The following is a 25,871-nucleotide window of genomic DNA, read 5'->3' on the forward strand; positions in this document are numbered from 1 at the left end:
CAGCCCATAGTCGGGAGGAGCAAAGTCTTTGTTTGGGAAGTTCAGGATATGAAAATGGCTTATAAAAGAAAGGAGAACTGGTAAATAAAGTATAATATGTTTTAAATTAGGGTCGAATTTTATTTCCACCCTTATATCCCCATTCATGAGTCATATATTTGATGTGGCAGTTATCGGAAGCGGCCCTGCGGGTTCGCTCGCTGCATACCAACTGGCTAGCAAAGGCTTATCTACTGTTTTGATTGATAAAGAATCCCTGCCAAGGTATAAAACCTGTGGTGGAGGCTTCGTATTTAGAGGCCGCAGGAATTTACCCTTTGATATTTCAGACGTCGTAGAGCGTGAGTTTTACCAGATTCACTTATATTTTGATAGGGATGACTTAGTCCTGACTACAGAGCGGGAGGTTCCCGTGATCAGCATGGTGATGCGTGATGATTTTGACCATTTTATTGTCAATAAGGCCATCGAAAAAGGGGCAGTGTTGAAAGAAGGTCATAAGTTGAATAAACTTAGTTTTGGCGAAGCCATCACCCTACATACCGATCAGGGAGATATCATGACCAAAATGGTCGTGGCCGCTGATGGGGCTCTAAGTCCTACCGCCAAGCTGGCTGGGTGGAGCGAGACGAGGAATTTGATTCCTGCCTTGGAATATGAGGTGGAAGTGAGTCCTGAGGACTTTGAGCGACTGTCTAGCGAGGTTAGGTTTGATGTGGATAGCATTCCCTATGGCTATGCCTGGAGCTTCCCTAAGAAGAACCATCTGTCGCTAGGAGTGGCTTCCACCAGGAAAGCCCGCATCGACCTGAAAGCGCATTATAGGGCTTATTTGGATAAACTCGGGATCAAGGAAGTGATCAGCGAAAAAGCTCATGGTTTCCAGATTCCTGTGGCACCACGGACGGATGGTTTCTTTAGAAACGGGGTGTTTTTGATCGGTGATGCTGCTGGATTTGCAGACCCTATCACCGCCGAGGGGATATCCAATGCGCTGAAAAGTGGATCCTTAGTGGCGGAGGCTATCGCCCAGTCCGAAGGGGATGTCTCCTTGGCTGGAGCAAGGTATGAGGAACTCCTAAAAGAGCAGCTGCTGCCCGAGCTGAATACCAGCCTGAAGGTCGCTCAGTGGTTTTATGGACAGAAGAAAATCAGGAATTTCCTAATGAAGAAATATGGTGATCGATTTATCTCGGCCATGACCGATGTATTTATAGGAGAAAGGTCTCTGCCTACAGATCTTATGGCTAGCCTAAAGAAGAAAATAAAAGAGCTCGTTTATTGAGAAATTTATAGAGAGATTATAATCATAAGTGTGTTGTTTACTTTTATATTGAAGGTAAAAACCTTAATTTTCATAGGCTAAAAATCAAAGTGACTTTTAGAAAGAAATCCTTTGTGGAGTGTGGTGGTTATGAAGTGAGTGATATTTTTAGCTTTATCGTAAGAGAATCAATTATTATAACCAATAAAACCTATAAGAATGAAATTACAATTTATGTTACCTGCCATTTTGATGGGGACTTTGAGCGGCTTTGCGGTGCAGGCTCAGCAGACCAGTGTACAGCTGCCGCCAGAGGCCACGGAAGTATGGGAACCTCAAGTGCGCAAAGTGGACCCAGGCAAGGAAAATCATACACCTCCTTCTGATGCGATAGTATTATTTGACGGAAGTAACCTTGATGCCTGGACCAGCCTCAAAACAGGTGGAGCGGCAAATTGGACTATAAATGATGGGTTTTTTACGGTAAACCCAGGTACGGGGGATATCGCCACCAAGGAAAGCTTTGGAGATGTCCAAGTGCATATTGAATGGAAAGCACCCGATGTAGTGAAAGGAGATGGCCAGGGAAGAGGAAATAGTGGCTTATTTTTCATGAATCGATATGAAGTTCAGATTCTGGATTCCTATGATAATAGAACCTATTCTAATGGTCAGGCTGGATCATTATATAAGGAAGGCATTCCTTTAGCGAATGCCACGCGTTCTCCATCCGAATGGAATACCTACGAGGTGATCTTTACCGCACCACGCTTCAATAAGGATGGCATCGTGATTTCGCCAGCCTATGTGACGGTTATTCATAATGGCGTTTTGGTTCAGAATCACTATGAAGTGAAAGGAACCACCGCCTATATTGGGGTGCACCAATACGAACCACATGCTGCCGAGCTTCCCATAAAACTGCAAGACCATGGTAATTTGGTCAATTTCAGAAATATCTGGGTGAGAAAATTATAATCACATTCCCAACCAATACTTAGGCGATACTTTCCCCGCCAGGTATTGGTTTTTTTTTGATTACTATATAAAATATACTTAAACCAAAATACCTATTTCATGTCTTCTAGAAGGAAATTTTTACAAAATAGCATGCTTGCGGCGGCAGGAATGTCCATGCCATTGATCGTAGATGCAAAAGAATTTGGCCTTTTTACCCGTAAAGTGGCCCCCAGCGATCAGATAAACGTAGGCCTCATCGGGGCCAATGGTATGGGCTGGTCCAATATGAATTCTTTCCTGAAAATGCCACAGGTCAACTGTGTGGCCATTGCCGATATCGACCAATCGGTGCTGGACCGACGCTCCGCCGATGTGGTGAAGCTCCGTGGCAAAAAACCTGCTCTGTATAAGGATTACCGAAAACTGCTGGAAGATAAGAATATTGATGTGGTAATTATCGGTACTCCTGATCATTGGCATTGCTTGAATTTGGTGGATTCCCTGTCCGCTGGCAAGCATGCTTATACCGAAAAGCCTCTGGCTAATTCCATTCAAGAGTGTAATATCATGGTTCAGGCTGCTGAGCGCTATGGAAAACTGGTCCAAGTGGGCCAATGGCAGCGCAGCGGAAGCCAATATGATGAAGCGATTCAATTTGTAAAATCAGGGCAACTCGGAAATATCCGACTCGTCAAATGCTGGGCTTACCAAGGATGGATGAAGCCAGTGCCCGTAAAACCGAATAGCACGCCTCCTGCAGGGGTGGATTATAAGATGTGGCTAGGACCAGCTCCTGAGCGAGCATTTAATGAGAATAGATTTCACTTCAACTTTAGGTGGTTTTGGGACTATGCCGGTGGCTTGATGACTGACTGGGGAGTGCACGAGATCGATATCGCCTTATATGCCATGGGCGTCACCGCACCAAAATCGGTGATGGCCTCAGGAGGAAAATTCGCCTACCCAGACGATGCCTCCGAAACTCCCGATACCTTGCAGACCGTTTATGAATTTGATGGTTTCAATATGCTGTGGGAGCATGCCACCGGGATAGATGGGGGAAATTATGGCTATACCGAAGGCATAGCTTTCATAGGAAACAATGCCACGCTTGTGGTCAATAGAGGCGGATGGGAGATAATTGCCGAGAAAAAAGATGGCAAGGAACTGCTCGCCAGCATGCCTAGAGTAAAGCCGGAAGGTAATGCTCTGGATCGCCATACGGTGAACTTTGTGGAGTCTATCAAAGCCAATGACCCTTCCATGCTCAATTGTGCCATTCAAACAGGCAGTATCGCCGCGATCAATGCGCATATGGGTAATATCGCCTTCAAAACTGGTAATAAAATTTATTGGGATGCAGACAAAGGCTTATTTACAAATGATGAAGCCAATAAATTGGTCAATGCTCACTACCATAATGGCTGGGAATTGCCAAAAATTTAATTGAACATAACTTACAGGAAAGAGCTTATTGCGATTTATTAAAATCACCAATAAGCTCTTTTTTTTTGAAAGTGATCGTAGGCTTATTCCCCGGGAGCTGACTTTCTTTTTTGGGTAATTGGATTGATTACGTGGGACTTCAGACTTTTTAATAGAGCTTTAGCAAAGCACTTAGAAACCATTGCTGAAGCAAGATTATCAAATGAGGAACGTGAATCAGCCCTTAGTCTCGTTTTTTGGCAAAATCCTTATAGATCTTTTCTATTTGTTTTGGGCTTAGGTTTTCATATACCAAAATCATATTCCTGAAGTCCAGAGATTGACCTTTAGGAATAGAGAGGGCTTGCTGGCCTGGAAAAGCCATGTTTTGCATGCTGTTGGCACTGCGGAGGATCCAGCCTTGATAATTGGGTAAATGCGCTGGCTCGCCCATAATTACCAGCCCTGACTGATTTTGGCCATCGTAGCTTCCTTGCATATCCATCCAGGGGCCGGCTTGTACGGGTAGATTTTGTGGGCTGATTTCCTTGCCTTGAGAGTGGAATTCCAGGTCATCAGGGAGTTTTATTCGCGGGGAGAAGCCACCATAGCCCTTCGCGTCTTCCGAGCCTCCAATTGATAGCCCCTCGACCAGGGCGCTAAGACTAATGTCAAAGGTCAGGGTATAGGCATTGTCCTTGATTCTAGAAAAGCTGATAAGTATTTCCTCTTCCATTACCGGAGCCTGGTGAAGGCTATCTGCCAGCCATTGTACGGTGGCTTTGATCCAAGCTTTGCTGCCTTTAACCTGCGTGGAGGTTTGCGTTACCTTCCAGGAAATTCCCTCGCAAAACCAGGGATCAGCGATTCGTTTGCCGGAAACATACAGCTGATGCCAGGTCCAGAATATCCCTCGGTGGTGATAGTGATCTTCAGGAAAATCCTCAGTCAGTAGCTCACCATTATTGCCATAGAGAGGATGGACATAATTGGCTCGTGGGTATTTTCCATCTAAGGTTTTTGTTGCGGTTTGATAAAAAAATCGATTTGAACCCTCCTCCGTCAGCATGATTCCACCTTCAGACTCCTTAAACTCCAGCTGCTGCGCTTGGGCAGAACTGGTGTAGGTGCATAGTATAAGTAAGAATAGTAGGCTAGGGCTTAGGATTTTCATGTTGTAGGTGTTTGGGTTGGTGAAAATAATAGCTAATCATCTGGGGTAAACTTATGGTGCCTTGGCAGCTAATTGTTATTCACTAGGCTTTCATGACGCTTGTCTTCAAAAATGAAGAGGATTGGATAAAAAACAATAAAGCAGCAAACTGGAAGGACCAATTTGCTGCTTCATCAATTTCCATTAAGGATTATTTTCTGCCAATTGCTTTTTTAGCAGCCTTAACGATATTTTCTGCATTCAGACCATATTTCTCTAATAGGTCCTCAGGTTTCCCTGACTCACCAAAAGAATCGTCCACTCCAATAAATTCCTGTGGAGCAGGGCTGTTTCTAATCAAGGTTTGCGCAATGCTATCGCCTAAGCCACCGTTATATTGGTGCTCTTCGGCACTCACACAGCAGCCTGTCTTGGCTACCGATTCCAAAATCGCCTGCGTATCGAGAGGCTTTATGGTGTGGATATTGATTACTTCTGCGGAGATGCCTTCTTCTCTAAGCATGGCTTCAGCCACGACCGCTTCCCATACCAAATGACCTGTTGCAAAAATGGTAACATCGGTACCTTCGATCATTTTCCAGGCTTTACCAATTTCGAATTTCTGATCCGAAGGAGTGAAGATAGGCCATTTTGGACGACCAAATCTCAGGTAAACCGGGCCATGATATTCTGCAATTGCTAGGGTTGCGGCTTTGGTTTGGTTATAATCGCAAGGATTGATCACCGTCATATTAGGAAGCATTTTCATCATTCCTAAGTCCTCAAGGATCTGGTGAGTAGCACCATCTTCTCCTAAAGTGAGACCCGCGTGAGAAGCACAAATTTTGACGTTTTTGTCAGAATAAGCGATTGACTGTCTGATTTGATCATATACACGGCCGGTAGAGAAATTGGCAAATGTTCCTGTAAAAGGAATTTTACCATTGATGGTCATACCAGCGGCAAGGCCCATCATATTGGCTTCTGCGATACCTACCTGGAAGAATCTCTCAGGAAATTCTTTTTGAAAAGCACCCATTTTTAGGGAGCCGATCAAGTCAGCACATAGACCAACCACATTAGGGTTCTTGCGACCTGCCTCTACAAGGCCGTCACCAAAACCTGATCGGGTATCGCTTTTCTCAGTATAAGTATATTTAGTGTCTAAGGTTTTTTCCATGGTTTACAATGTTTGTTGTTGCACTTGGAGGCAACAGGATGTTAATGATTTGATTAATAATCGCCCAGTGATTCTTCCAGTTGGCCCAAGGCATTTTCTAATTGCTCGTCACTTGGAGCAATTCCGTGCCATTTGTGTGTGCCCACCATGAAGTCTACTCCAAAACCCATCTCTGTATGAAGGAGGTTTAACACTGGCTTACCATTACCCAATAGTGCTTTTGCTTTCTCTAATCCTTCCACCACAGATGCCATATCGTTACCTTTTACAGTCTCGATAACCTGCCATCCAAAGGCTTCCCATTTAGCTTTCAAATCATCTAAATCCATCACCACTGCCGTAGGGCCATCGATCTGCTGACGATTAAAGTCGATCGTTGCGATCAAATTGTCCACCTTATGGTGAGGAGCATACATCGCAGCTTCCCAGATTTGACCTTCCTGCTGTTCACCATCGCCCATAAGTGCATATACTATGCCTTTATCACCATCGATTTTCTTCGCCTGAGCGGCTCCGATAGCGACAGATAGCCCCTGTCCCAATGAGCCAGAAGCGATTCTGATTCCTGGTAAGCCTTCTTCTGTGGCTGGGTGACCTTGCACTCGGCTGTTGATCTTTCTGAAAGTCTTCAGCTCTTCCAGGTCAAAATATCCTGATCTGGCCAATACGCTGTACCATACAGGGGAAATATGTCCGTTTGAAAGGAAAAATAGGTCTTCACCCTTTCCTTCCATGGAAAATTCAGAATTGTGATTCAGTTGGTTAAAATACAGGGCAACGAAAAATTCGGTGCAACCCAAAGAGGCTCCAGGATGGCCGGATTGTACCTCATGCACCATGCGCAAAATGTCTCTCCTGACCTGTGAGGCCGTCTTTTGTAATTGTTCGGTTGTTAGTTTTTCCATTTTAAAGGAACTTAGTTAAGTATTTGATTTGAATGTTCTTTTGTCTTTACCTTCTCAATGATATCAGCAATATTGCCCTCTTCATCGATCACAAAGGTGGTACGCACAGTGCCCATATAGGTCCTGCCGTAATTGTTCTTCTCCCTCCACGTATTGTACTTCTCATGCACCACCTTGTCCTCATCAGCAATCAATGGAAATGGTAGCTCATGCTTTTCAATGAACTTCTGGTGAGACTTTTCGGAATCGGTGCTGATTCCTAATACAACGTAACCCGCGTTGAGTAAGGCTTCATAGTTATCCCGTAAATCACATGCCTGCGCTGTGCAGCCAGGGGTGTTGTCCTTAGGATAAAAGTATAAAACAACCTTCTTGCCTTTGAATTCAGACAATTTGATGAGCTTGCCATCTTGGTCTTTTGCTTCAAAATCAGGGGCTTTACTGCCTACTTCAAGTGCCATAATTTTAAGTTTATGAGTTTAAGTGTTGTTTTGACATTTAAATTTCCGAATATTTTGTCAGAAACCTAGAGATTTCTTGTAAAAACTGAAATATTACCGGCATTATCGGTAAGCTTTAATTCCAGCTTTCCTTTAAAGGGGCCGGCATCGGTCTTTTGTGACCAAATTACGCCATTTTTATGTTCATACCGCATAATTACCCATTTTCCATCAACCCGAGCTTCAAAACTCTTAATGCCTGACAGATTGTCCCTTATCGAAAAGCGAAGTTCGGAGGAATTCACCCGGATGGGGCTTATGCTTGGGGCGGTATCGTCCTGAACCAGCACAAAAGTACCAAAATTTTTCGTTTTGAAGGTGATTTTCCCATCATTCCATTCCCCTCCGACAAAGCGTTTGTAGCCATTGGAATAATGTTGATAAATATGGACCTTCTCACGGCTCCCTTTATAGTCAGTCACATCCATACTTACTTCTATTTCCTCACGTAGATAGTCCTCTCTGCCTTCATTTATCTCCAGGGAAGGTCGCGAATTATACCTGCCTGATTCTATATTGAGAAAGATCGTTTCGAGCAATGATTCCTTCTCAAAGTTTATCGTGCAGTTATTATCACTATAATAATATTCCTTCCCAAAGGGTATTTTTTGTTGGACCTTAGGGTATAAGATTTCATTGCAGACATCTATGGAGTCGGGGATACCATAATCCATATCCCATATATAGGTGCGGAAGCGCGGATCCTCATAGCTCATCATCACCTCCATCATGAGGTCATCTATATAGAAGGTGGCGAGGTTTTGGCTGTCTAGCTTCTGAGCCCTTACGATCAGCCAGTTATCCTCGTAATCCAAGGTTTTTTTGCTTGCGGAGTAGCCGCTTATTTCATGTTGGACGGGCTCACCCTTGAAGGTCATTTCTAGGTTTGAGGTATTGCCATATACGTCTTCCAGACGTACGGTGACGGCCTTGCTGCTGTCAGCTGCCACTTCTATGGCCCCACTGTATAAGCTATCAGGGCTGTAAAAGTCAAACTGATTATAAGCCGTGGTATATAATTTAGTATAGCGATTTTGATGGGTGTGAGTGAGAAGGAATCTGCCGATGTTGAAATCCACCCGATCCACATTGACATCAAAGGTTTTTATTCCTTCCTGAAATACTTCGAAGTGAGGAAAACCATTTTGATTATATACTCCATCGAGTTTATCATAAGCACTGATCTCTATGCCTACTTTTCCCGTAATTTCTACGTTTCCATCGATGACAAACTGATTGCCCCGGAAGGCGGGCTGTAGCACGGTTCTTTCAAATTTCCCGTTGATTCTGCTATCTATCGTTAGGGGAGTGATTGCGATGGAGCGTAGGGTGGGAGGGGTGCTATCTTCTATTTCCCGAAACCCAAATTTAAGCGGGTCCAGGGCCCTGTCTTTTGAATCCCTGATTTCGAAGTGAAGGTGAGGCCCTCCAGAGCTGCCTGTGTTCCCGGAATAGGCAATAATATCACCCTTCCTGACCGGTAAGGCCAGACTATCAGGATATATTTCTAAATTATTGTCCTCCGCTTTTTGCATTTGGGCCCACATATAGTCCTCAATCTGGCTGTTGAAGTCCTTCAGATGACCGTATAGGGTATATTGTCCATTGGGATGCCGGAGGTAGAGCACATTCCCATAGCCAAAGGAGGAGACCTTCATCCGATAGACATAGCCATCAGCAGCGGCATAAACCGGCAGTCCTTCCCGCCCGTCTGTTTTGATGTCTATTCCGGTATGGAAATGATTGGGGCGAATTTCACTCATATTGCCCGACAGGTAGTTTCGCTGACCGGGTTTGATAGGGAATTTATAATACCCTTTTTCTATCTGTGCTGCAGCCGTAAGGGACAGCAGGAAAATAGGGAGTAGTAAGGCTAATCTATTTAATTTCAAAGTCTAATAATTTTTCATCCTCAATATATGCTTCCAGACGGTCTCCGGCTTTCACTGCGCCCACACCTGCGGGGGTTCCTGTGTAGATCAGGTCTCCTTTCTTGAGGGTGAAAAACTGCGAGACATATTCCAAAAGCGTCCCAAAGTCAAATAACATCATGGAGGTATTGCCTGTTTGGACTTCTTTCCCATTGATGTCCAAGTGGAAGTTCAGGTCATTGAGGTCTTTAATGTCTTTTTTAGCAATAAAATTTCCTATAGGTGCCGAACCATTGAAGGCCTTGGCGATTTCCCAAGGCAGGCCCTTTTCCTTACACTTATGCTGGAGATCCCTTGCAGTAAAGTCAATACCAATACCAATTTCACTAAAATACCGATCTGCGAATTCCTTTTTGATGAATTTGCCTTCTCTGTCAATTTTCAGTACGATCTCCACCTCATGGTGCACATCATTTGAGAATTCTGGTAGGTAAAATGGCATATTATTCTTCAATAGGGCCGTGTCAGGTTTCAGGAAAACCACCGGTTCTGAGGGCCTTTCGTTTTGCAGCTCTTCTATATGTTTGGCGTAATTTCTACCTATCGCTATAATCTTCATGAAAAGTTAATTTGCTTGTGTGAATTTATTACAAAGAAACTATATAGGCAGCGTTATTTAAAATCTTTACCCCTTAAATAAACAATAAAGAAAAGGGACTCTTTCCAGAGTCCCACTAAACCTTGATTTTACTATGGATTCTTTTATGTATTTAGCTTATAATTCGCTTATGGCCAGGGGATATAGGAAGTGTCGCCACTGACCATTGGCCAGTCCTTTTTTATCCACCTTTCTTTGGCCATTTGGATAGGCTCCTTTTCACTGAAAACAAAATTCCAGTCAATATATCGTTTTTCAGGAAAGGGGTCTCCACCAAATACAAGAATATGACTGTCTTTTTTAATTTTTAAGGCACATTGATTGTCCACTTTGGAGACGAGCAGGTGATCCTTACGCACGATTTGATCGCAGGCATTTACCTCTCCATCCACCACTGCTATCCCAATTTCTCCCTGAAGCTGCTCGGCAATCTCCAAATCATAATCCGCAGAAACCTTGATGTCCAGCATAAATAAAGGGGAGTGAACGGGGACGGGAGATTCTTTGCCGAATCCCTTCCCAGCCACCAAAGTGATGGCGGCAGCTCCATCCTCCCAGTAGGGAAGTTGGCTCGCCTCAAAATGATGGAAACTCGGTGATATTAGTTCTTTGTCCTTGGGCAGGGCCACCCAGATCTGGTAGCCATGAATGGGATAGCTCCCGCCATCTCGCAAGTCGATAGGGCTGCGCTCCGTATGGGTGACGCCAGAACCAGCAGTCATCCAGTTTACAGACCCTGGCTTTATCCGCTGTTTTGTCCCTAGGCTATCCTCATGCATCATTTCGCCCTCAAGCAAAAAAGTAAGCGTGGATAAACCCAGATGAGGATGCTGACCAATATCCATATAATGACCCGGACCCACGGTGGAGGGACCCATATGGTCCATAAATACAAAGGGGCCGACCATGCGCTTCTCTCTGAAAGGCAGTAATCGACCCACTAAGAAATCTCCTATATCCCGGCTACGCTCAGGAATTATTAAATCCTTATTTGACATAATAGCTACGTTGAATTCGCTTATAATTTAGCGGGATTCCAACGAAGTACCAATGGTGTAGGAAATAATATGTTTTTCAAACCAGAAAAAAAGTGGCGTTTGCTTTTCGGTTCCACCGTTTTGCTTCTGACTTTCTCTTTTCTTCTATTCGCATTAATTAAATTATTGGTAGAGTATAGTTTTAAGGTGAAATTACCTTGAAAAACCTCTATTTCATTGATGTCCAATTCAGTATTACCAAATTCAGCGTTACCATATATTACGGTAACTATAGAGCTGGGTAGTATGGCCATGTCTGGGATATCCTGTAGTATTTGATCAAATATATCATTCGTAACTAAATTTGATCTATATGGACCTTCCGCCAATGTTACCTGAATATGTACTGCTCCATCATCACCGTCTGCGGTGGTGACTTTCTCAACAAATACTGAATCTGGGGTATATAGACCTGGTAGGTATTCCACCTTTACAGGCATCTTTGGGGTAAGCTGTAGCAGCTGTATGAAATCTCTGGTCAGCATGATTTTGTCTTCTTTAGTTATATAAGAATACGAATTTTTACATTCAATGGCCACAAAGATCACTAAAAAAAATGAATATTTTGGAGTTTAAAAATTAGAATAGTTACATGTCGTATAGGTGAAGTACTAATAACTTTTTAGTTTGAAGCAGCTTATTTAAAGTAAAATGTTTTTCAAATAAGAAAAAACGATACATATAACAATTTGGTAACCTTAGGAAAATGTAAGGAATTCCCTGATAAAAATTTGATGTTTTTTTTCCCTCTAATCATTTTTACTCGCTTTTCAGAAGGAATCCAGCATAGGAGCTCCCCTAAAACTGCCAAAGTCTAAGGCTATCAAGTGGTTTCACCAGGTGAAATCACATCCTTTTCCTTCGGAAGTCCCTCGGAAATATTCCTAAATGAAGATCCTTTACACCTAGTAAATCCCCTGTTCGGGGAAGTATTGCCCTTGAGTGGATGAGGATACAATTTCAATTGCCAATCCACAAAATTTACTATAATATATAAGGTGTGACTTTTGAAGGTTTAAGCTTGATTCTATAAAATGGTTTGAGTAGCAATTTTTGTTTGGTGAAATGGAAGCCGAAGAGATTTCTGGAAGGTACTCCTTATATAGTAAGGATCAGCCACCAACATACCTCCATTTCGATAGCCATAATAGGAGGGACAATCCTGAAAATCCCTATTTTACACTTAAGTGAAAATTGTATTACTCTAAGATATGCCTGTGAATAATACCAAAAACCACCCTGAATGAAGGCAGAATGATTATAAAATACCTAATCAAGTCAATTATTTGGTACCCTTTTGAGGAGAATTCCGTAAAACATAATAAGTTTGTTAATAAATTGTTAATCAGGGCAAAATGGGTTTATATTAGTCTAAATATAAAGTTCCAGATATAATGGTATCCAAATTTAACCGGAGAGGAGATTCTAATCATGAAATGGGTTTATAGTATTAAAAATCGCTTGGCTATCGCTGGATTGTTAATGGTAGTTTTTATATCTGTTTTTGTTAAGAATATTTTGGATGAAGAAAATGTTTCTGATTTGACGATCTCCCTCGCCACGATATATGAGGATAGGCTGCTGCCGGAAAGCTATATTTATCACCTTTCGGATATATTGAATAAGAAGCAGCGGATGCTTGATGATAGCCAGACCGCCCTTGAATTTCAAAATCATGCCTCCACCACTTCTGATCTTAACCTCAAAATCGATTCGATATTAGTGGTGTTTGAAGCCACACATTTGACTTCTGAAGAAGCAGTGGCGCTCAGCTCCCTGACCTCTAATATGCAAACAATCAAAAACCTTGAGCACATCATTATTGATGGATCCATTGAGGACTTTGAGCAAGCTAAGGGGGATACGGAGAACTATATCACCGCGGCTTCTGAAGACCTGCAGACGCTTTCTGAAATTCAATTGACCGTGGGTAAGCAGGTCAATGATGACTCTCAACGTATCATGGCTGGAAGTTCTATTCTTACCAAATTTGAAACCGCACTATTGATCGTATTAGCCATTGTAATCAATGCCTTGATTTTTGGAGTGGTGAGTAGTAGAAGCAAGATTCGCCAGCGCGCCAATTGGAATTAAAATCTCCCCAAAGGATCCTATTTGCACCCCATTTTCTACTAGCCAGGATTCAGGCTTCTCTTATTAGTGCTGGCTGGGTAATCGGTGAATAGTGGCTTACGTTTTTTACTTTTCCTACTAGCTTGACATCCCCCGTTTTTCTCCAGTGCCCTGGTTTACCAATTGAGTTCTTTAAAATGCGTGATTTGCCGGGGAGATAAAAGAAGTATAAGTGCCTTTATTCTCAGGGATTTACTGGAAAATCATTATTTATTTACTATTTATAATTAGGTAAGAACTTATTGAGGGCAATTTTCGTTGAGAATTGCCTTATTTTTATATACCTATGTCAACAATCAAGAAAGAAAAGAAAGTGACCATTGGTCATGTGTTCAAAACGATTATCTGGCCAAGACGAAAGCACCTTTTTCTGGGTCTGTTTTTGATCATCATCAGCAGGCTGGCGGGATTAGTGCTGCCTGGAGCGAGTAAGTATCTTATAGATGATGTCATTCCAAACAATAATATGGTGCTGCTAAAGTGGCTCGTGATAGCGGTGGGTGCCTCAGTTACCATTCAAGCGGTGACGAGCTTTGCTCTTACCCAGATCTTGAGCGTGGAAGCTCAGCACCTGATAGCAAAATTGCGGGCCAAGGTCCAGGGACATATAATCCGCCTGCCCATTAGGTTTTTTGATAATGCCAAAACAGGGGAGTTGGTTTCGCGGATTATGACGGATGTGGAAGGCGTTCGTAATCTTGTCGGTACAGGCTTAGCCCAAATGGTGGGAGGGATACTGACCTCTATTATCTGCCTTGGATTATTGATCTATATCAGTCCGATGATGACTTTTTATGTACTGGTACCTGTAATTGTTTTTGGCTTAATTTCCTTAAAGGCTTTTGCTAAGATCAGACCTATTTTCCGGGAAAGAGGCAAAATAAATGCCGAGGTTACCGGACGTCTCACGGAGACCCTAGGGGGAATCCGAGTGATTAAGGGCTTTAATGCGGAATCCCAGGAAGTGAAAACTTTTGAGGATGGTGTGCAGCGACTGTATCTCAATGTGAAGTCTAGCCTTACCACCACCAGTATGGTGACGAGTGCGGCGACCTTACTATTGGGGCTGGCCTCAGCAGGGATTATGGGTATCGGCGGCTATATGATTATGAACGATCAATTGACCTTTGGTGATTTCCTTGCTTTTACCCTCTATTTGGGTTTTATGATCGCCCCCATTGTTCAGATGAGCAATATTGGTAGCCAGCTGACCGAGGCATTTGCCGGGTTGGACAGGACAGAGGAGATTATGAATATCCCGTTGGAAGAGGATGAGAAATTACGGGGCATAGCACTACCTTCCATCAAAGGCGATTTTGAATTTGACCAGGTTTCTTTTGCCTATGAAAAAGACAAGCCAGTAGTAAAAGAAGTGAGTTTCACTGCACCAGCAGGGACGATGACGGCATTGGTAGGTACCTCAGGTTCTGGGAAATCGACCATTGCAGGCCTTGTAGCTTCTTTTCTAAACCCTACCAGCGGTATTATCCGTGTGGACGGCCAGGATTTACAGCAGGTAAATCTTAATAGTTATAGAAGTCAGCTGGGGGTGGTATTGCAGGATGACTTTTTGTTTGAAGGGACCATTCGGGATAATATTCTCTTCCCCCGGCCAGACGCCAGTACAGAGCATCTGATGCAGGCAGTGTATGCTGCCTATGTCAATGAGTTTACAGATAGATTTGACGAAGGTCTGGATACTATGATAGGGGAGCGTGGAGTAAAGCTTTCCGGTGGACAAAAGCAGCGTATAGCCATTGCTAGAGCCATCCTGGCGGATCCACGAATTCTGATCCTCGATGAGGCTACATCGAATTTGGATACCGAGAGTGAGACCCTTATCCAGGCCAGCTTAAAAGAACTTATGAAAGGAAGAACCACCTTTGTGATCGCTCATAGGCTAAGTACCATCCGCCAAGCCAATCAGATTCTGGTGGTGGAAAAAGGGCAAATTGCGGAAAGAGGCAAGCATGATGAATTAATGGAGAAAAAAGGGAGGTATTTTGACCTTTATACCTATCAGGCAAGAATCTAATAGCATCGGGCTTGCAGGACGATTGTTCAGCGATCGTTTTGATAGATCAGAAAAAAAATAAAGCCCGGGCGGAATAGCTCCCGGGCTAAGATGAAAAAATACTGTTGTTAAACAGAACCAACTTATTGATAATTGCCGCAAAATTGCGATTGATTAACCTTTCAAATTAATCACTTTCATCGCTGTAAAATAAGGTCTATTTTTTCGTATAATTTTTAAGAATGAGTAAGTGTAAGCTTTGAAGAGGTGAGGGGTTATAATCCTGAGTACTTACCGTTTCCGCTTAATTAGGAGGCTTTTCATAATGCTTGGCATCCCATAAAACTGCTTATAGTCCCTGCAATACGGCTTTGGCGGGCTGAAAAAAAGGTGCTTAGCACTTTTTGGGAAAGAGGGAGTATAGTAATCAAACCCTTAAAAAGTATATTGTACCTTGGCTATCAGTGATTTGTATTTATTGACCAAAGATATATTATCCTTACGGAAGGAAAATCTATGCACAAATGCAGTCTCCCCAGACCGCATTGCCATTCTATTGGAAAGGGACCAATTAGAGGTAGTTCCAACTAATATTGCTGATATAAATTTCAAAGCAGTGATTCGGCCTTCTCCGGGATTCACCTGGTCCAAGGCAAGCTTATGTGGCTATACGAATAGGGATAATCACCTGGATGGTTGTCCCAGTATTAATGGTGGAGTGAATGGTAATGGGGGATTTTTCGTCCATAAATTGGAGTTTTAGCCTTTCTGAAATAAGGGAAAGCCCTTTTGACTGGTTAGAAATGGTGCTCGAGTCAAAACCAATCCCATTATCCGCTATTGAACATATCAGACTATGCTTATTGTATTTGGTATAGGAGATGGTCATTTTTGGCTTTAGCCTCGAGGGCGGAAAGGCATGTACAAACACGTTTTCTATAATTGGCTGGACGATCATCGGTGGGACCTGAGTATCATCATTTGAAAGGCTGGAATCCAGCTTTATATTAACTTCTATGGGGACTTTTCGTCTGGAATTTTCAATGTCCACATAGGCTTTGATATACCTTAGTTCCTCTCGTAAAGAGATCCACGCTTGGGAGGAATGCTCGAGGGTGGTCCGCATTAAGGAGGAGAATTGCCCTAGAAATCGAATGGCCTCCTCCTGATTGTGCTCCAGGATATAATACTGCACAGAGTTAAGAGCATTGAAGGTGAAATGCGGGTTCATCTGACTTCTGAGTGCTTCCAGACGCGTTTCTGCGATTCTTTTAGTAATGTTTGACTTGGCGATTTGTATTTGGCGCTGGCGCCTAAGGTTATACCAAAATAGCCCATGCACCAGCAGGAATAAAGTGAATATGGAAAAAACCACAAACCAAGGTGTGGCGTAATAAGGAGGCTCGACAATTATTTTAAGGAGGCTCAGGGTTTCTGAAGTACTCGTGTGCTGGTCAAAGGCATTGATCTCCAGATTGTACTTCCCATGATTTAGATGATTGATAGTTATCAGTGTATTTTGCTGGAAAGGACTCCATTCCTCATTGGGATTTAGCCGGTATCTAATCCATACCAGATCAGGGTGTTTTACCCCCTCAAGAGCAAAGTCCACACTGACCGCTGACTGATCGGCATTCAGCGAAATACTTGATTCCTTATAATCGAACCATCGATAGTTGTCCTTGGATATAGCTGCATTATTTATGCTAATATTATGGAGCTGCACGCCAATTTTTTCTCTCTCCAGAGAGGAGATATGCTTCAAGTCAAGCTTATAATACCCCGCTTCGGTGGCGATATAAAGGTCATCACCAATTACTTTTACCATCCGCGGAGAATGCTTGAGGCCCTGTTGCTGACTATAGAATTGATAAGAATGATCGCTTATAAGGTGTACGCCCTGTTCGGTGCCTACCACCATATATTCCTTATAATCCTCCAATGCGACGATGGAATTTCCATTTAGTCTTTTTTTGGAATACCTACCTAGGAGTTTAAAATCAGCGTCCCCATCCAGGATATACAGATTGCCATATTCACCACCTACCAATAAACGCCCGTCCTCGGTATAGTGAATTTTCTTGATTTTTTTCTCCTCTAAAATTCCTTCCTTAAGCAGCGATTTGAATTTGCCACCGGTATATAGGAATAAGCCAGAAAAGGCAGAAGAGAAATAAGTGCTTCCGGGCGAAGAAGTGATGTCAGTGACCATGGTCGGGGTGTCTATGTCCTCTTCTGGAAAGTAGTGATAATCAAATGATTGCGGATCATTATATACTCGTACCCCATGATATGGATTGGTCTCAATGAGCTGATGGTCAGGAGTGAAGCCCATCACCATGGTGTGCAAGGGAAGATAATCGGTGATTTCTCCCGTTTCATTAAGGGCGAATAAACCAATATTGGTCGATATCCAAATTTTGTTTTTATGAACACTGAGCCTATAAAATTTGATCAATGAGGAGGGCGTAGTATAGTCGATCTCATAGAAAAAATCCTCATGCTTAGGGATGTATTTCCCTGCTTTTAGGTAGTTTTCCTGTTCCTTCTTGAAGGTTTTTGGATGAATATGGACTGAAGAAGAGTCGTTTCTTTTTTGCGGCTTTATCTCTAAGCCGGACTCATCCAGAATTAATAGTTTGTCATTTAACTCCTCTATGCCTTTCACCTCTGTACCATTTCTTGGAAAGTACACCACTGAATTGTCTAGGGAAACTCGGTAAAGCCCCTTATCATGAGACCCAACAAAGAGCTGTTGCTTAGATTTTTGGAATTCCAAGGCTAGAATATGCTTGGAGTCTATCCCAAAATCCTGATTCATAGGTATCATATTCTTAGCATCAAATCGGTAAAGTCCCCCTGTATTCTGATAAATTCCCCAGGCCGCTAAGTACCGATTTCCGAGGTGATCTTGGGTTTGGTCCCATACGGAAGATCTTCCCACCGGCTGTCCGGTGTCGGGGGATTTAATGAAATCATCTATATGGTATTTTACCATCTGGCCTTTATTGGCACAGTACAAGCTGTCTCCCTCAATAAAAAGCGACAAGGTCATGGTTCCATTATGGATTTTGCGGGCCTTAAATTCCTCGCCATTATCCACGACCTCGTAGAGTCCATTATTATAAGTGGTATAATAGAATTTTCCATGCCTTTGGAAGAATCCTGAAACATAGTTTTGAGGATGCTTAGCCTGGCTACCTTTTACCGTTTTGATCTCCTTGGTGTCAATATCCATAATGGATAAGCCGTTCAACGTACCTATATAGACTTTTTTATTAGCAGCATAAAGGGTTTGGACTTGATTGTGAACCAGGCCATTTTCTTTATTATAAATCTTAAATGCATCCCCATCGAAGCTTGTTACCCCACCACCGTAACTTCCAAACCACAAATGGCCATTTTCATCCTCACAGATCGCCCAGCAGTTGTTTTCGGCAAGCCCATCCTCCACAAATAGATTTGTGAAGTAGCCATTTTGATATTTGGACAGGCCGTTTTCAGTGCCGATCCATAGGATATCCCTAGAGTCCACATACAGGCTTCTGATCGCAATATTGGGGAGCCCATCGCGGGTTTGAAATCTAACCGTGGGGTATTGCTGCGCTATAAGTGGGGTAAATAGGGAGAGCTGTAATAGAAAAAATAAAATATATTTAACCATTGATAGCATCCAGGAACTTGGATTTTTTGCGTATAGATATGGATATCTTTTCTCCGTTTTTCAAAAACAAATAATTGTCCCGCCGGTCATAGCTGTCTATTTTTTTAATATTAACCACATATTTGTCATGTACACGATGGAAAATATGCTGAGGAAGCTTTTCGTGAATGTTCTTTAAGGTTTTGGAAACTTTGATGGTTTTTCCATTTTCCTGAAAGATGGTGCAGTAGTTATTGTCTGATTCACAGTAGATTATGTCATTTATTTTGACGAAGTCCAACCCTCTTTCCGAATTAAAAGTAATGATATCCAGCTGTTCCATATTTGCCTGGATAGTGTCTAATTTATGATTTAGATTACGCTCCTCCTTGTTTCGCTCAAACCTAAGCATGGCTTCTTCCAGCTCCCCAAGATCGATGGGCTTAAGCAAATAGTCAAAAGCATGTGCCTTGATGGCTTCATAAGAGTAATCTTTAAAGGCAGTGACAAAAATAACTTCAAAAGGCAAAATAGGGAAATGGTCCATTAACGAGAAACCATTTTTTCCCGGCATCTGTATGTCCAAAAATAAAAGATCCGGAACTTGATGGTTGATCGCTACAATCGCCTCATCCACAGAAGAGCACTTGGAGATAATTTTATACTTATCTTTAAATTTTAATTGCAACAAGGATTCTAATGAATCCTGCGCTTTAGGTTCATCGTCAACAATTATTACCTTGATCATAAATGAATGGTCCTTCCCTTGTAGTCTTAGTAGTGTTCTTTGTTATTAAAATAATGTATTTTGAAGATTTGAGCAACGTTTTTTTAAGATTTCCTCAGGGAAAAAATAAATTTCTCCTTACCACTAAAATTTATTTTACCCACAATTCTAAATAAAATCACGTCTAATATTTACATGAATTTTATTTCATATATCATTTTAGGTTTGTTATTATATCAACAGCGAAATTTATATACATAATATGTTAAACGATCGTTTGAGTTATGGTGCAAAGAAAAGAAAGTATAATGAACTTGAAAAAAATATCTTTAAAATTATTGCCTAAAAATAAATAAGGAAATTATCCGGCTTTAATTGAATGTGCCGATCTGGATTTTTGTAAATGGCTTACAAATTAGAATTACTATTAAAAAAAGGCCCATTGGCAAAAAATTAAGGCTTGAGCTATATTCTCAAACAGGTTTCCATTATCTAAGCATTTACCTTAAAATTGAAAAGGAAACTGAATTAGGTGAAATCGAAATTAAGCAATGACTTAATTTAATCAAGGAATATTGATTTATTTTAGGCCATAAGCCGTAATGTAATTACTTCAGGAAGGAATTAATTTCCTTCCTGAAGTTCAAAAATCTTATCCATTAATTGCCATTTTTCCCCTTCGGCCACTCCGGGAAGAGATTGTTGGTATTTCCACATTAGTGTTTCCCATTCCTGGACTTTGGGGTTGGAGGCATCCATTGCTGATTTTTTATCAAATGAAAATGAATTATCCACTTCCATTATCATAAATAATCGGTTTTGCCAGCGATAGATTTCCATATTGACAATTCCCGCTTGCAATATACTTTCTTTTATCTCGGGCCACACCTCTTGATGATAGGCTTCATACTCTTTAATTAATTGTGGCTCGTTTTTCAGATCTAAGGTAAGCGTATATTTCTTATTCATTTTTGCTTAAAGTTTATCGTTTAATTTGACCCTATGGGCAGGGAGTATTCTCTGAGGTATAGGAGCGTGAAATTGCAAGTCATTCCTATTAGACTACCTTACATAAATAGTTTCATGCATTGTAAACGTAACTTACCTGATTAAATACTTAATCAGGTAAGACTACCGCAGGTTCGCTTCCCCAATAATACTTATTGGATTCCGTAGAATTTGGCAGCATTATTTCCCATTATATTTGCCTGCTCCACAGCCGAAAGGCTAGAAATATAGTCAGAAAGCAAGTCATGATATTGCTGGTATTCAGCCGCCAATAGTTGTACTGGCCAGTCGGATCCAAACATGAGTCGCTCAGCGCCAAAGGCCTCCAGAACTACTTCAATATATGGATTCAGTTCGGCAGAGGTCCATGATTTCCAATTGGCTTCTGTCACCATACCTGATACCTTGCAATGTACATTATCGAAGCTGGCAATTTTTTTCATCCAGGATGCCCATTCATCTATTTTTCCATCTTTAATATAAGGTTTGGCCAAGTGGTCTATTACAAAGGGCTGATCGGGAAAGTGACTTACCAGGTCCAAGGTGGCTCTGAGATGATGAGGAAATACTAAAATATCATAGGTATAACCATAGTTCTTTAGTTTTGCCATGCCATTCCTGAAGGAGATATCATCCATCAAAGCGGGAGGTTGACCCTGAAGGATCATTCTAAATCCTGCCATGCTGGGATTGGTGGAATATTCCTCAAGGGATTTTTCCAAAGATAGGGAGCGGAGGTCTACCCAGCCCACTACTTTTTTGATAAAAGAATTTTCTTTTGCCAGCTGCAATAAGAAGGTGTTTTCGTCAAAAGACTCATCTGCTTGTACCGCCACGGTGCCTTCCACACCAGCTTTGTCAAGGAGAGGCTTAAGGTCTTTGGGTAAAAAATCCTGGCGGATCGTGCTCATATGATCCTCTATCCAGGCATGCTTTTCTGGATTATACTGCCAGAAATGTTGATGTGCGTCAATTTTCATAGGTTTGTTTTGGTTCTTTGGGTCAAAATAAATAAAACCTGCTGAATATATCCAGCAGGTTTTAATTTTATCAATATAAGAAGGGATTAACCTTTATAGTTTACCGCTTTCTGGCTGGAAGTTCCCAGCCCATCTATTCCCAGCTCCACCACGTCGCCTTCTTTGAGATAAGTAGGAGGGGTGAGGCCAAGTCCAACCCCGGCAGGAGTACCGGTGGAGATGATATCCCCAGGTAATAGGGTCATATAATGACTCAGGTGACTTACCAGTGTAGGAATATCAAAAACCAGGTCGGAGGTATTGCTATCTTGCAGCATTTTACCATTTACCTTCAGCCAAAGTCTCAGGTTATGAGGGTCTTTGATTTCATCCTTAGTGACCAAGTAGGGGCCTAGTGGAGAAAAGTGATCGTTACTCTTTCCTTTTACCCATTGTCCGCCATGGCTAAGCTGGAAGTCTCTTTCGGAGACATCGTTTAGCAGGCAATAACCTGCGATATAGTCCATCGCATCTTCTTTTTCTACATAGCTGGCTTTCTTTCCAATCATCACGGCCAATTCCACTTCCCAATCGGTTTTCTGAGAATTTTTTGGGATGATGATATCATCATTTGGACCACAAAGAGAAGAGGTGGCTTTCATGAAGATAACTGGCTGCTTTGGCACTTCCATACCACTTTCTTTGGCATGAAGAGAGTAATTAAGGCCGATGCAGATGATTTTTGATGGGCGCTTGATCGGTGGACCTAGACGGGTTTCAGTGATTACCTGTGGGCAAGACTCTTCATTGTCTTCCAGCCACTTGGATAGTCTGTTTAATCCATCATTCTCCAAAAAATCTTCAGTCCAGTCTTCTCCAAAGGCACTGCAGTCTAAGCGGCTACCATCTGCTTTTTCGATTCCTGGCTTTTCTGCTCCAGGATTGCCAAATCTTAATAATTTCATGCTTTTTTATCGTTAGCTTATGTTTAATTATATTCACTGTAATCGGGAGTCTGCTCTGATTTCCCATTTATTCCGTTGACAAACTTCCTGGCTAGAGAAACCTTGTATGTCAAAGTTAATAACTAGGAAGTACTCTTTTCACTTGAATGGGGTACCTTCTATTTTCTGAAATCTAAATTAGGATTTTTACAGAAAATATAAGCTAAAAGGAGCAGGGAATTCCAATTACATTTTAAGACTTAAGAAACCGCCATCAATAGGATAATTGCCTCCAGTAATAAAGCTTGCTTCTTCTGAGCATAAATAATAGGCCATGGCCGCTATCTCTTCAGGCCTGCCCATTCTTCCAATAGGTTGGGTGGCAGCAAGTTTATCAAACATTTCTTTTTCCTGACCAGGGTAATTTTTGGCTAGGAATCCATCCACAAAGGGGGTGTGGACTCTTCCTGGAGCGATGCTGTTTACGCGGATATTATATTGCACATAATCTCTTGCTAAAGACAAGGTCATAGCAAAAACTGCTCCTTTGGTCATGGAATAGGCAAAACGATCAGGAATTCCCATGGTGGAAGCGATGGAAGCCATATTAACGATGGAGCCGCCATTTTCTTTCATCTTTGGGATAGCTGCGATGGTACAGTTATAGATTCCCTTTACATTCACCTTATACAGTCGGTCAAAATCGTCCTCAGAGGTGTTCTCCAAATTGCCGATATGAGATACTCCGGCGTTATTTACCAGCACATCTATAGTGCCTTCTATACCGCCGATTGCCGTATTTATCGCAGAAGTATCGGATACATCCCCTTGGATGAAATGCACATCCAGTCCTTTGGAACTCAGATCTTTGGCGACAGATTCTCCGTTTTTCTGATCGTAGTCTATGAAATATACTTTTCCGCCTTCTTGGGCAAATTTAGTGGTCATGGCCAGCCCAATTCCACTTGCACCACCCGTTATGATTATGGTTTTATCTTTCATCTTGTGATTTATTTACAGAAATATGTCCAAATTAAGAAAAAAAGCTGTCCTGCACCAACCTGCTAGACATGTGCTTCATTCCATACCGGACCTGTGGTAAAGTCATATTCCTCCAAAGAGGAAGCCTTCATCTCGATACTGTAACCCGGTAACTGAGGGGCTTGGTATCTGCCATTCTTTATGATAACCGGATCCAGGAAATGCTCATGCAAATGATCTACATATTCGATCACGCGGCCTTCCATCGTCCCACTGATTGATAGGTAATCCACCATAGAGAGGTGCTGCACATATTCGCATAGACCCACACCACCCGCATGAGGGCATACAGGAATATCGAATTTCTTGGCGATCAGCATGATGGCTAGGTTCTCATTTACACCACCGACTCTGCAAGAGTCAATTTGGCAAATCTGAAGGGCTCCCGCTTTCATAAGTTGCTTGAAGATCACCCTGTTTTGGCAATGCTCACCTGTGGCCACTAGAATAGGATGTACTCCATCAGATATCGCTTTATGACCAAGGATATCATCAGGACTCGTCGGCTCCTCAATCCATAATGGGTTGAATTTTGCCAATTCTTTCATGTTTTCGATGGCCTCAGATACTTCCCAACGTTGGTTGGCATCCATCATAAGGAACATCTCATCACCGATTTCCTCTCGGATGATTCCTGCTCTTCTGATATCGTCTTGTAAGTTTGCCCCTACTTTCATCTTGATATGCTTCCAACCTTCAGCTTTCGCCTCTTTGCACAGTCGTCTGATTTTTTCGTCAGTATATCCCAGCCACCCTGCGGAGGTCGTATATCCCGGATATCCATTTTCTTCTAAATATTTAAAGCGCTCTTCCTTGCCTTTGGCAGTTTCTTTGAGCATCTCCAAGGCCTCCTCCGGCGTCAATACATCAGTGATATAAGTGAAGTCCACACATTTCAACAGCTCCTCAGGACTCATTTCTCCCAATAATCTCCATAATGGCTTTTTCTCCACCTTGGCATATAAATCCCATACCGCATTGACCAAGGCTCCGGTAGCGAGATGGACTACACCTTTCTCTGGTCCTAACCAGCGGATCTGGCTGTCACTATTCACTGAGCGCCAAAAAGCCCCCATGTCCGCAGTAAGATCGTCAAGGTCCGTGTCCACCACATGATGAGCAATCGCCTCCAATGCTGCACAGCAGATTTCATTGCCTCTGCCTATGGTGAAGGTAAGCCCATGCCCCTCAAGATCTGGCTGGTCTGTCTCGAGTATAATATATGCTGCCGAATAGTCAGGATCGGGGTTCATGGCATCTGAGCCGTGCTTTTCCCTGCTGGTAGGAAATCGGATGTCCTTAATCTTATAACCGGTGATTTTTATGCCCATGGTTTTAGGAGTTTTATTAATTTTTTTTCTAAAGTGAATTATGATGCAATTTCACATAATCTAAATGGTCTTGCTACATTAATATTACTTTTATGTAATACTATTTTTGCTCCTTTGTTTAGGTTATTGTTTTGTAATGATAATATTTGTATTATTGAGAGGTCAAGAAACCGTTAGCCCTCAACCGTACTTATTTATGAAAGCCAAATTATTAGAAAGAAAAAGCCCCTTTGATCGCTCCTTCATGGTAGCCAGGCATTCGTATCCCTATTTCCTGGATGTATGGCATTATCATAGTGAAATTGAGTTGGTTTATATTACCAAAAGTCAAGGTACGCGGTTTATTGGCGATAGCATTGAGCCTTTTGTGGAAGGGGATCTAATAATGATTGGTGAAAACCTTCCCCATCTATGGCAAAATGATCCTGCCTTTTTTAAAGAAAAGCAGGAGGGAAGTGCTGAAGCTTATACCGTTCACTTCAAAAGAGATTTTGCAGGGAAGGAATTCATGGATTTACCCGAACTGAAATCTATCAGTAAGCTGCTAGACCGAGCCACCAACGGGCTGAAGTTTGAGGGGAAAGCTAGAGAGCTGGCTTTTGAATATATGGATCGCTTGTTTTTGGCTGAGGGGGTGGTACGGTTTAATCTTCTCATCGAATTTTTGGCAGTTTTGGCTGATGAAACTGATTGCCAAACCTTAAGCACGGATGGTTTTCTGCTGCCTTTGCACAGCACCGGCGATGATAGAGTGGATAAGGTATATTCTTTTACTTTTAATAATTTCAAGAGAAATATCCCTTTGGAAGAGGTGGCAGAATTGGTGCATCTAAACCCGACCGCTTTTTGCAGGTATTTTAAGAAATCTACTAAGAAGACTTATTCTAGATTTTTGAATGAAATAAGAGTTGGCTATGCCTGTAAACTTCTAATCGAGGAGAAACTAAATATCTCCGAAGTGGGCTATGAATGTGGCTTTAATAACCTATCGAATTTCAATCGACAGTTTAAGAATATAATGGATATTTCTCCATCTGAGTATTTGCGGAAACATAAGAAACACCGATAGTATTTCATTGTTTCGGATAAAATTTCCCTTAGAATAAATACATGATAAT

Annotated in this window: 21 protein-coding genes; 6 read left to right on the plus strand and 15 right to left on the minus strand. The window is 42.1% G+C overall.

Features of this window, described 5'->3' with window-relative positions; translation table 11 throughout:
• The first annotated feature begins 145 nt into the window (after window positions 1–145).
• The 3 genes from B050_RS0115340 (at window position 146) to B050_RS0115350 (ending at window position 3,670) form a co-directional block, all read left to right on the plus strand.
• Complete coding sequence (locus B050_RS0115340) at window positions 146–1,285, plus strand: NAD(P)/FAD-dependent oxidoreductase (protein WP_018474826.1); 1,140 nt, start codon at window positions 146–148, stop codon at window positions 1,283–1,285.
• Between the two features lie 198 nt (window positions 1,286–1,483).
• Window positions 1,484–2,242, plus strand: a complete 759-nt coding sequence (locus tag B050_RS0115345) for a 3-keto-disaccharide hydrolase (RefSeq protein WP_026235932.1) — start codon at window positions 1,484–1,486, stop codon at window positions 2,240–2,242.
• A 99-nt stretch (window positions 2,243–2,341) separates the two neighbouring features.
• Window positions 2,342–3,670 (plus strand): Gfo/Idh/MocA family protein, encoded by a 1,329-nt coding sequence (locus tag B050_RS0115350; RefSeq protein WP_026235933.1) that lies wholly within the window; start codon window positions 2,342–2,344, stop codon window positions 3,668–3,670.
• Window positions 3,671–3,893: 223 nt separating this feature from the next.
• On the opposite strand, the gene B050_RS0115355 is transcribed toward B050_RS0115350, so the two are convergent.
• The 8 genes from B050_RS0115355 to B050_RS0115395 form a co-directional block, all read right to left on the minus strand.
• Entirely contained in the window at window positions 3,894–4,823 is a 930-nt protein-coding gene (locus B050_RS0115355; protein WP_018474829.1) for a DUF6807 family protein, read from the minus strand.
• 190 nt (window positions 4,824–5,013) lie between these two features.
• On the minus strand, window positions 5,014–5,982 hold the full coding sequence (locus B050_RS0115365) for a transketolase family protein (RefSeq protein WP_018474830.1): 969 nt from the start codon (window positions 5,980–5,982) through the stop codon (window positions 5,014–5,016).
• A 53-nt stretch (window positions 5,983–6,035) separates the two neighbouring features.
• Window positions 6,036–6,887, minus strand: a complete 852-nt coding sequence (locus B050_RS0115370) for a transketolase (RefSeq protein ID WP_026235934.1) — start codon at window positions 6,885–6,887, stop codon at window positions 6,036–6,038.
• Between the two features lie 11 nt (window positions 6,888–6,898).
• Window positions 6,899–7,348, minus strand: a complete 450-nt coding sequence (bcp, locus tag B050_RS0115375; RefSeq protein ID WP_018474832.1) for a thioredoxin-dependent thiol peroxidase — start codon at window positions 7,346–7,348, stop codon at window positions 6,899–6,901.
• A 65-nt stretch (window positions 7,349–7,413) separates the two neighbouring features.
• Window positions 7,414–9,279: a M23 family metallopeptidase gene (locus tag B050_RS0115380; protein WP_018474833.1), complete on the minus strand. Its 1,866-nt coding sequence runs from the start codon at window positions 9,277–9,279 to the stop codon at window positions 7,414–7,416.
• The gene (locus B050_RS0115385; protein ID WP_018474834.1) at window positions 9,266–9,877 is read right to left on the minus strand and encodes a fumarylacetoacetate hydrolase family protein; all 612 of its coding nucleotides are present in this window, start codon (window positions 9,875–9,877) and stop codon (window positions 9,266–9,268) included. The genes B050_RS0115380 and B050_RS0115385 overlap by 14 nt, the downstream gene beginning before the upstream one ends.
• 167 nt (window positions 9,878–10,044) lie before the next feature.
• A complete protein-coding gene (locus tag B050_RS0115390; protein WP_018474835.1) occupies window positions 10,045–10,914 on the minus strand; it encodes a pirin family protein in 870 nt (289 codons plus the stop codon).
• A 20-nt stretch (window positions 10,915–10,934) separates the two neighbouring features.
• A complete protein-coding gene (locus B050_RS0115395; protein ID WP_157492828.1) occupies window positions 10,935–11,438 on the minus strand; it encodes a hypothetical protein in 504 nt (167 codons plus the stop codon).
• A gap of 946 nt (window positions 11,439–12,384) precedes the next feature.
• Between B050_RS0115395 and B050_RS0115405 the strand changes: the two genes are divergently transcribed.
• Both B050_RS0115405 and B050_RS0115410 read left to right on the plus strand, forming a co-directional pair.
• A complete protein-coding gene (locus tag B050_RS0115405; protein ID WP_018474838.1) occupies window positions 12,385–13,047 on the plus strand; it encodes an MCP four helix bundle domain-containing protein in 663 nt (220 codons plus the stop codon).
• Between the two features lie 325 nt (window positions 13,048–13,372).
• Complete coding sequence (locus tag B050_RS0115410; RefSeq protein WP_018474839.1) at window positions 13,373–15,121, plus strand: ABC transporter ATP-binding protein; 1,749 nt, start codon at window positions 13,373–13,375, stop codon at window positions 15,119–15,121.
• 637 nt (window positions 15,122–15,758) lie between these two features.
• Here the strand turns inward: B050_RS0115410 and B050_RS0115420 are convergent.
• The 7 genes from B050_RS0115420 to B050_RS0115455 form a co-directional block, all read right to left on the minus strand.
• Window positions 15,759–18,764, minus strand: a complete 3,006-nt coding sequence (locus B050_RS0115420; protein ID WP_018474841.1) for a sensor histidine kinase — start codon at window positions 18,762–18,764, stop codon at window positions 15,759–15,761.
• Window positions 18,757–19,491 carry a LytR/AlgR family response regulator transcription factor gene (locus B050_RS0115425; RefSeq protein ID WP_018474842.1) on the minus strand — a complete coding sequence of 245 codons (735 nt, stop codon included), beginning with the start codon at window positions 19,489–19,491 and terminating at the stop codon, window positions 18,757–18,759. The genes B050_RS0115420 and B050_RS0115425 overlap by 8 nt, the downstream gene beginning before the upstream one ends.
• Window positions 19,492–20,094: 603 nt before the next feature.
• A complete protein-coding gene (locus B050_RS0115435; protein WP_018474845.1) occupies window positions 20,095–20,439 on the minus strand; it encodes an L-rhamnose mutarotase in 345 nt (114 codons plus the stop codon).
• 191 nt (window positions 20,440–20,630) lie between these two features.
• Window positions 20,631–21,458, minus strand: a complete 828-nt coding sequence (locus B050_RS0115440; RefSeq protein WP_018474846.1) for an amidohydrolase family protein — start codon at window positions 21,456–21,458, stop codon at window positions 20,631–20,633.
• 86 nt (window positions 21,459–21,544) lie between these two features.
• A complete protein-coding gene (locus B050_RS0115445) occupies window positions 21,545–22,402 on the minus strand; it encodes a fumarylacetoacetate hydrolase family protein (RefSeq protein WP_018474847.1) in 858 nt (285 codons plus the stop codon).
• Window positions 22,403–22,627: 225 nt separating this feature from the next.
• On the minus strand, window positions 22,628–23,383 hold the full coding sequence (locus B050_RS0115450; protein WP_018474848.1) for an SDR family NAD(P)-dependent oxidoreductase: 756 nt from the start codon (window positions 23,381–23,383) through the stop codon (window positions 22,628–22,630).
• Between the two features lie 62 nt (window positions 23,384–23,445).
• Window positions 23,446–24,753: an L-fuconate dehydratase gene (locus tag B050_RS0115455; protein ID WP_018474849.1), complete on the minus strand. Its 1,308-nt coding sequence runs from the start codon at window positions 24,751–24,753 to the stop codon at window positions 23,446–23,448.
• Window positions 24,754–24,949: 196 nt separating this feature from the next.
• Between B050_RS0115455 and B050_RS0115460 the strand changes: the two genes are divergently transcribed.
• On the plus strand, window positions 24,950–25,822 hold the full coding sequence (locus B050_RS0115460) for an AraC family transcriptional regulator (protein WP_018474850.1): 873 nt from the start codon (window positions 24,950–24,952) through the stop codon (window positions 25,820–25,822).
• The last annotated feature ends 49 nt before the right edge of the window (window positions 25,823–25,871 follow it).

Origin of the sequence: Echinicola pacifica DSM 19836 (assembly GCF_000373245.1) — a bacterium.
Taxonomy (GTDB): Bacteria; Bacteroidota; Bacteroidia; order Cytophagales; family Cyclobacteriaceae; genus Echinicola; species Echinicola pacifica.

What these genes read in the sequence shown, in the direction of transcription:
- B050_RS0115340 (WP_018474826.1), top strand. Translation starts at nt 146, where the DNA reads ATGAGTCATATATTTGATGTGGCAGTTATCGGAAGCGGCCCTGCGGGT.
- B050_RS0115345 (WP_026235932.1), top strand. Translation starts at nt 1,484, where the DNA reads ATGAAATTACAATTTATGTTACCTGCCATTTTGATGGGGACTTTGAGC.
- B050_RS0115350 (WP_026235933.1), top strand. Translation starts at nt 2,342, where the DNA reads ATGTCTTCTAGAAGGAAATTTTTACAAAATAGCATGCTTGCGGCGGCA.
- B050_RS0115355 (WP_018474829.1), bottom strand. Translation starts at nt 4,823, where the DNA reads ATGAAAATCCTAAGCCCTAGCCTACTATTCTTACTTATACTATGCACC.
- B050_RS0115365 (WP_018474830.1), bottom strand. Translation starts at nt 5,982, where the DNA reads ATGGAAAAAACCTTAGACACTAAATATACTTATACTGAGAAAAGCGAT.
- B050_RS0115370 (WP_026235934.1), bottom strand. Translation starts at nt 6,887, where the DNA reads ATGGAAAAACTAACAACCGAACAATTACAAAAGACGGCCTCACAGGTC.
- bcp (WP_018474832.1), bottom strand. Translation starts at nt 7,348, where the DNA reads ATGGCACTTGAAGTAGGCAGTAAAGCCCCTGATTTTGAAGCAAAAGAC.
- B050_RS0115385 (WP_018474834.1), bottom strand. Translation starts at nt 9,877, where the DNA reads ATGAAGATTATAGCGATAGGTAGAAATTACGCCAAACATATAGAAGAG.
- B050_RS0115390 (WP_018474835.1), bottom strand. Translation starts at nt 10,914, where the DNA reads ATGTCAAATAAGGATTTAATAATTCCTGAGCGTAGCCGGGATATAGGA.
- B050_RS0115395 (WP_157492828.1), bottom strand. Translation starts at nt 11,438, where the DNA reads ATGCTGACCAGAGATTTCATACAGCTGCTACAGCTTACCCCAAAGATG.
- B050_RS0115405 (WP_018474838.1), top strand. Translation starts at nt 12,385, where the DNA reads ATGAAATGGGTTTATAGTATTAAAAATCGCTTGGCTATCGCTGGATTG.
- B050_RS0115410 (WP_018474839.1), top strand. Translation starts at nt 13,373, where the DNA reads ATGTCAACAATCAAGAAAGAAAAGAAAGTGACCATTGGTCATGTGTTC.
- B050_RS0115420 (WP_018474841.1), bottom strand. Translation starts at nt 18,764, where the DNA reads ATGGTTAAATATATTTTATTTTTTCTATTACAGCTCTCCCTATTTACC.
- B050_RS0115425 (WP_018474842.1), bottom strand. Translation starts at nt 19,491, where the DNA reads ATGATCAAGGTAATAATTGTTGACGATGAACCTAAAGCGCAGGATTCA.
- B050_RS0115435 (WP_018474845.1), bottom strand. Translation starts at nt 20,439, where the DNA reads ATGAATAAGAAATATACGCTTACCTTAGATCTGAAAAACGAGCCACAA.
- B050_RS0115440 (WP_018474846.1), bottom strand. Translation starts at nt 21,458, where the DNA reads ATGAAAATTGACGCACATCAACATTTCTGGCAGTATAATCCAGAAAAG.
- B050_RS0115445 (WP_018474847.1), bottom strand. Translation starts at nt 22,402, where the DNA reads ATGAAATTATTAAGATTTGGCAATCCTGGAGCAGAAAAGCCAGGAATC.
- B050_RS0115450 (WP_018474848.1), bottom strand. Translation starts at nt 23,383, where the DNA reads ATGAAAGATAAAACCATAATCATAACGGGTGGTGCAAGTGGAATTGGG.
- B050_RS0115455 (WP_018474849.1), bottom strand. Translation starts at nt 24,753, where the DNA reads ATGGGCATAAAAATCACCGGTTATAAGATTAAGGACATCCGATTTCCT.
- B050_RS0115460 (WP_018474850.1), top strand. Translation starts at nt 24,950, where the DNA reads ATGAAAGCCAAATTATTAGAAAGAAAAAGCCCCTTTGATCGCTCCTTC.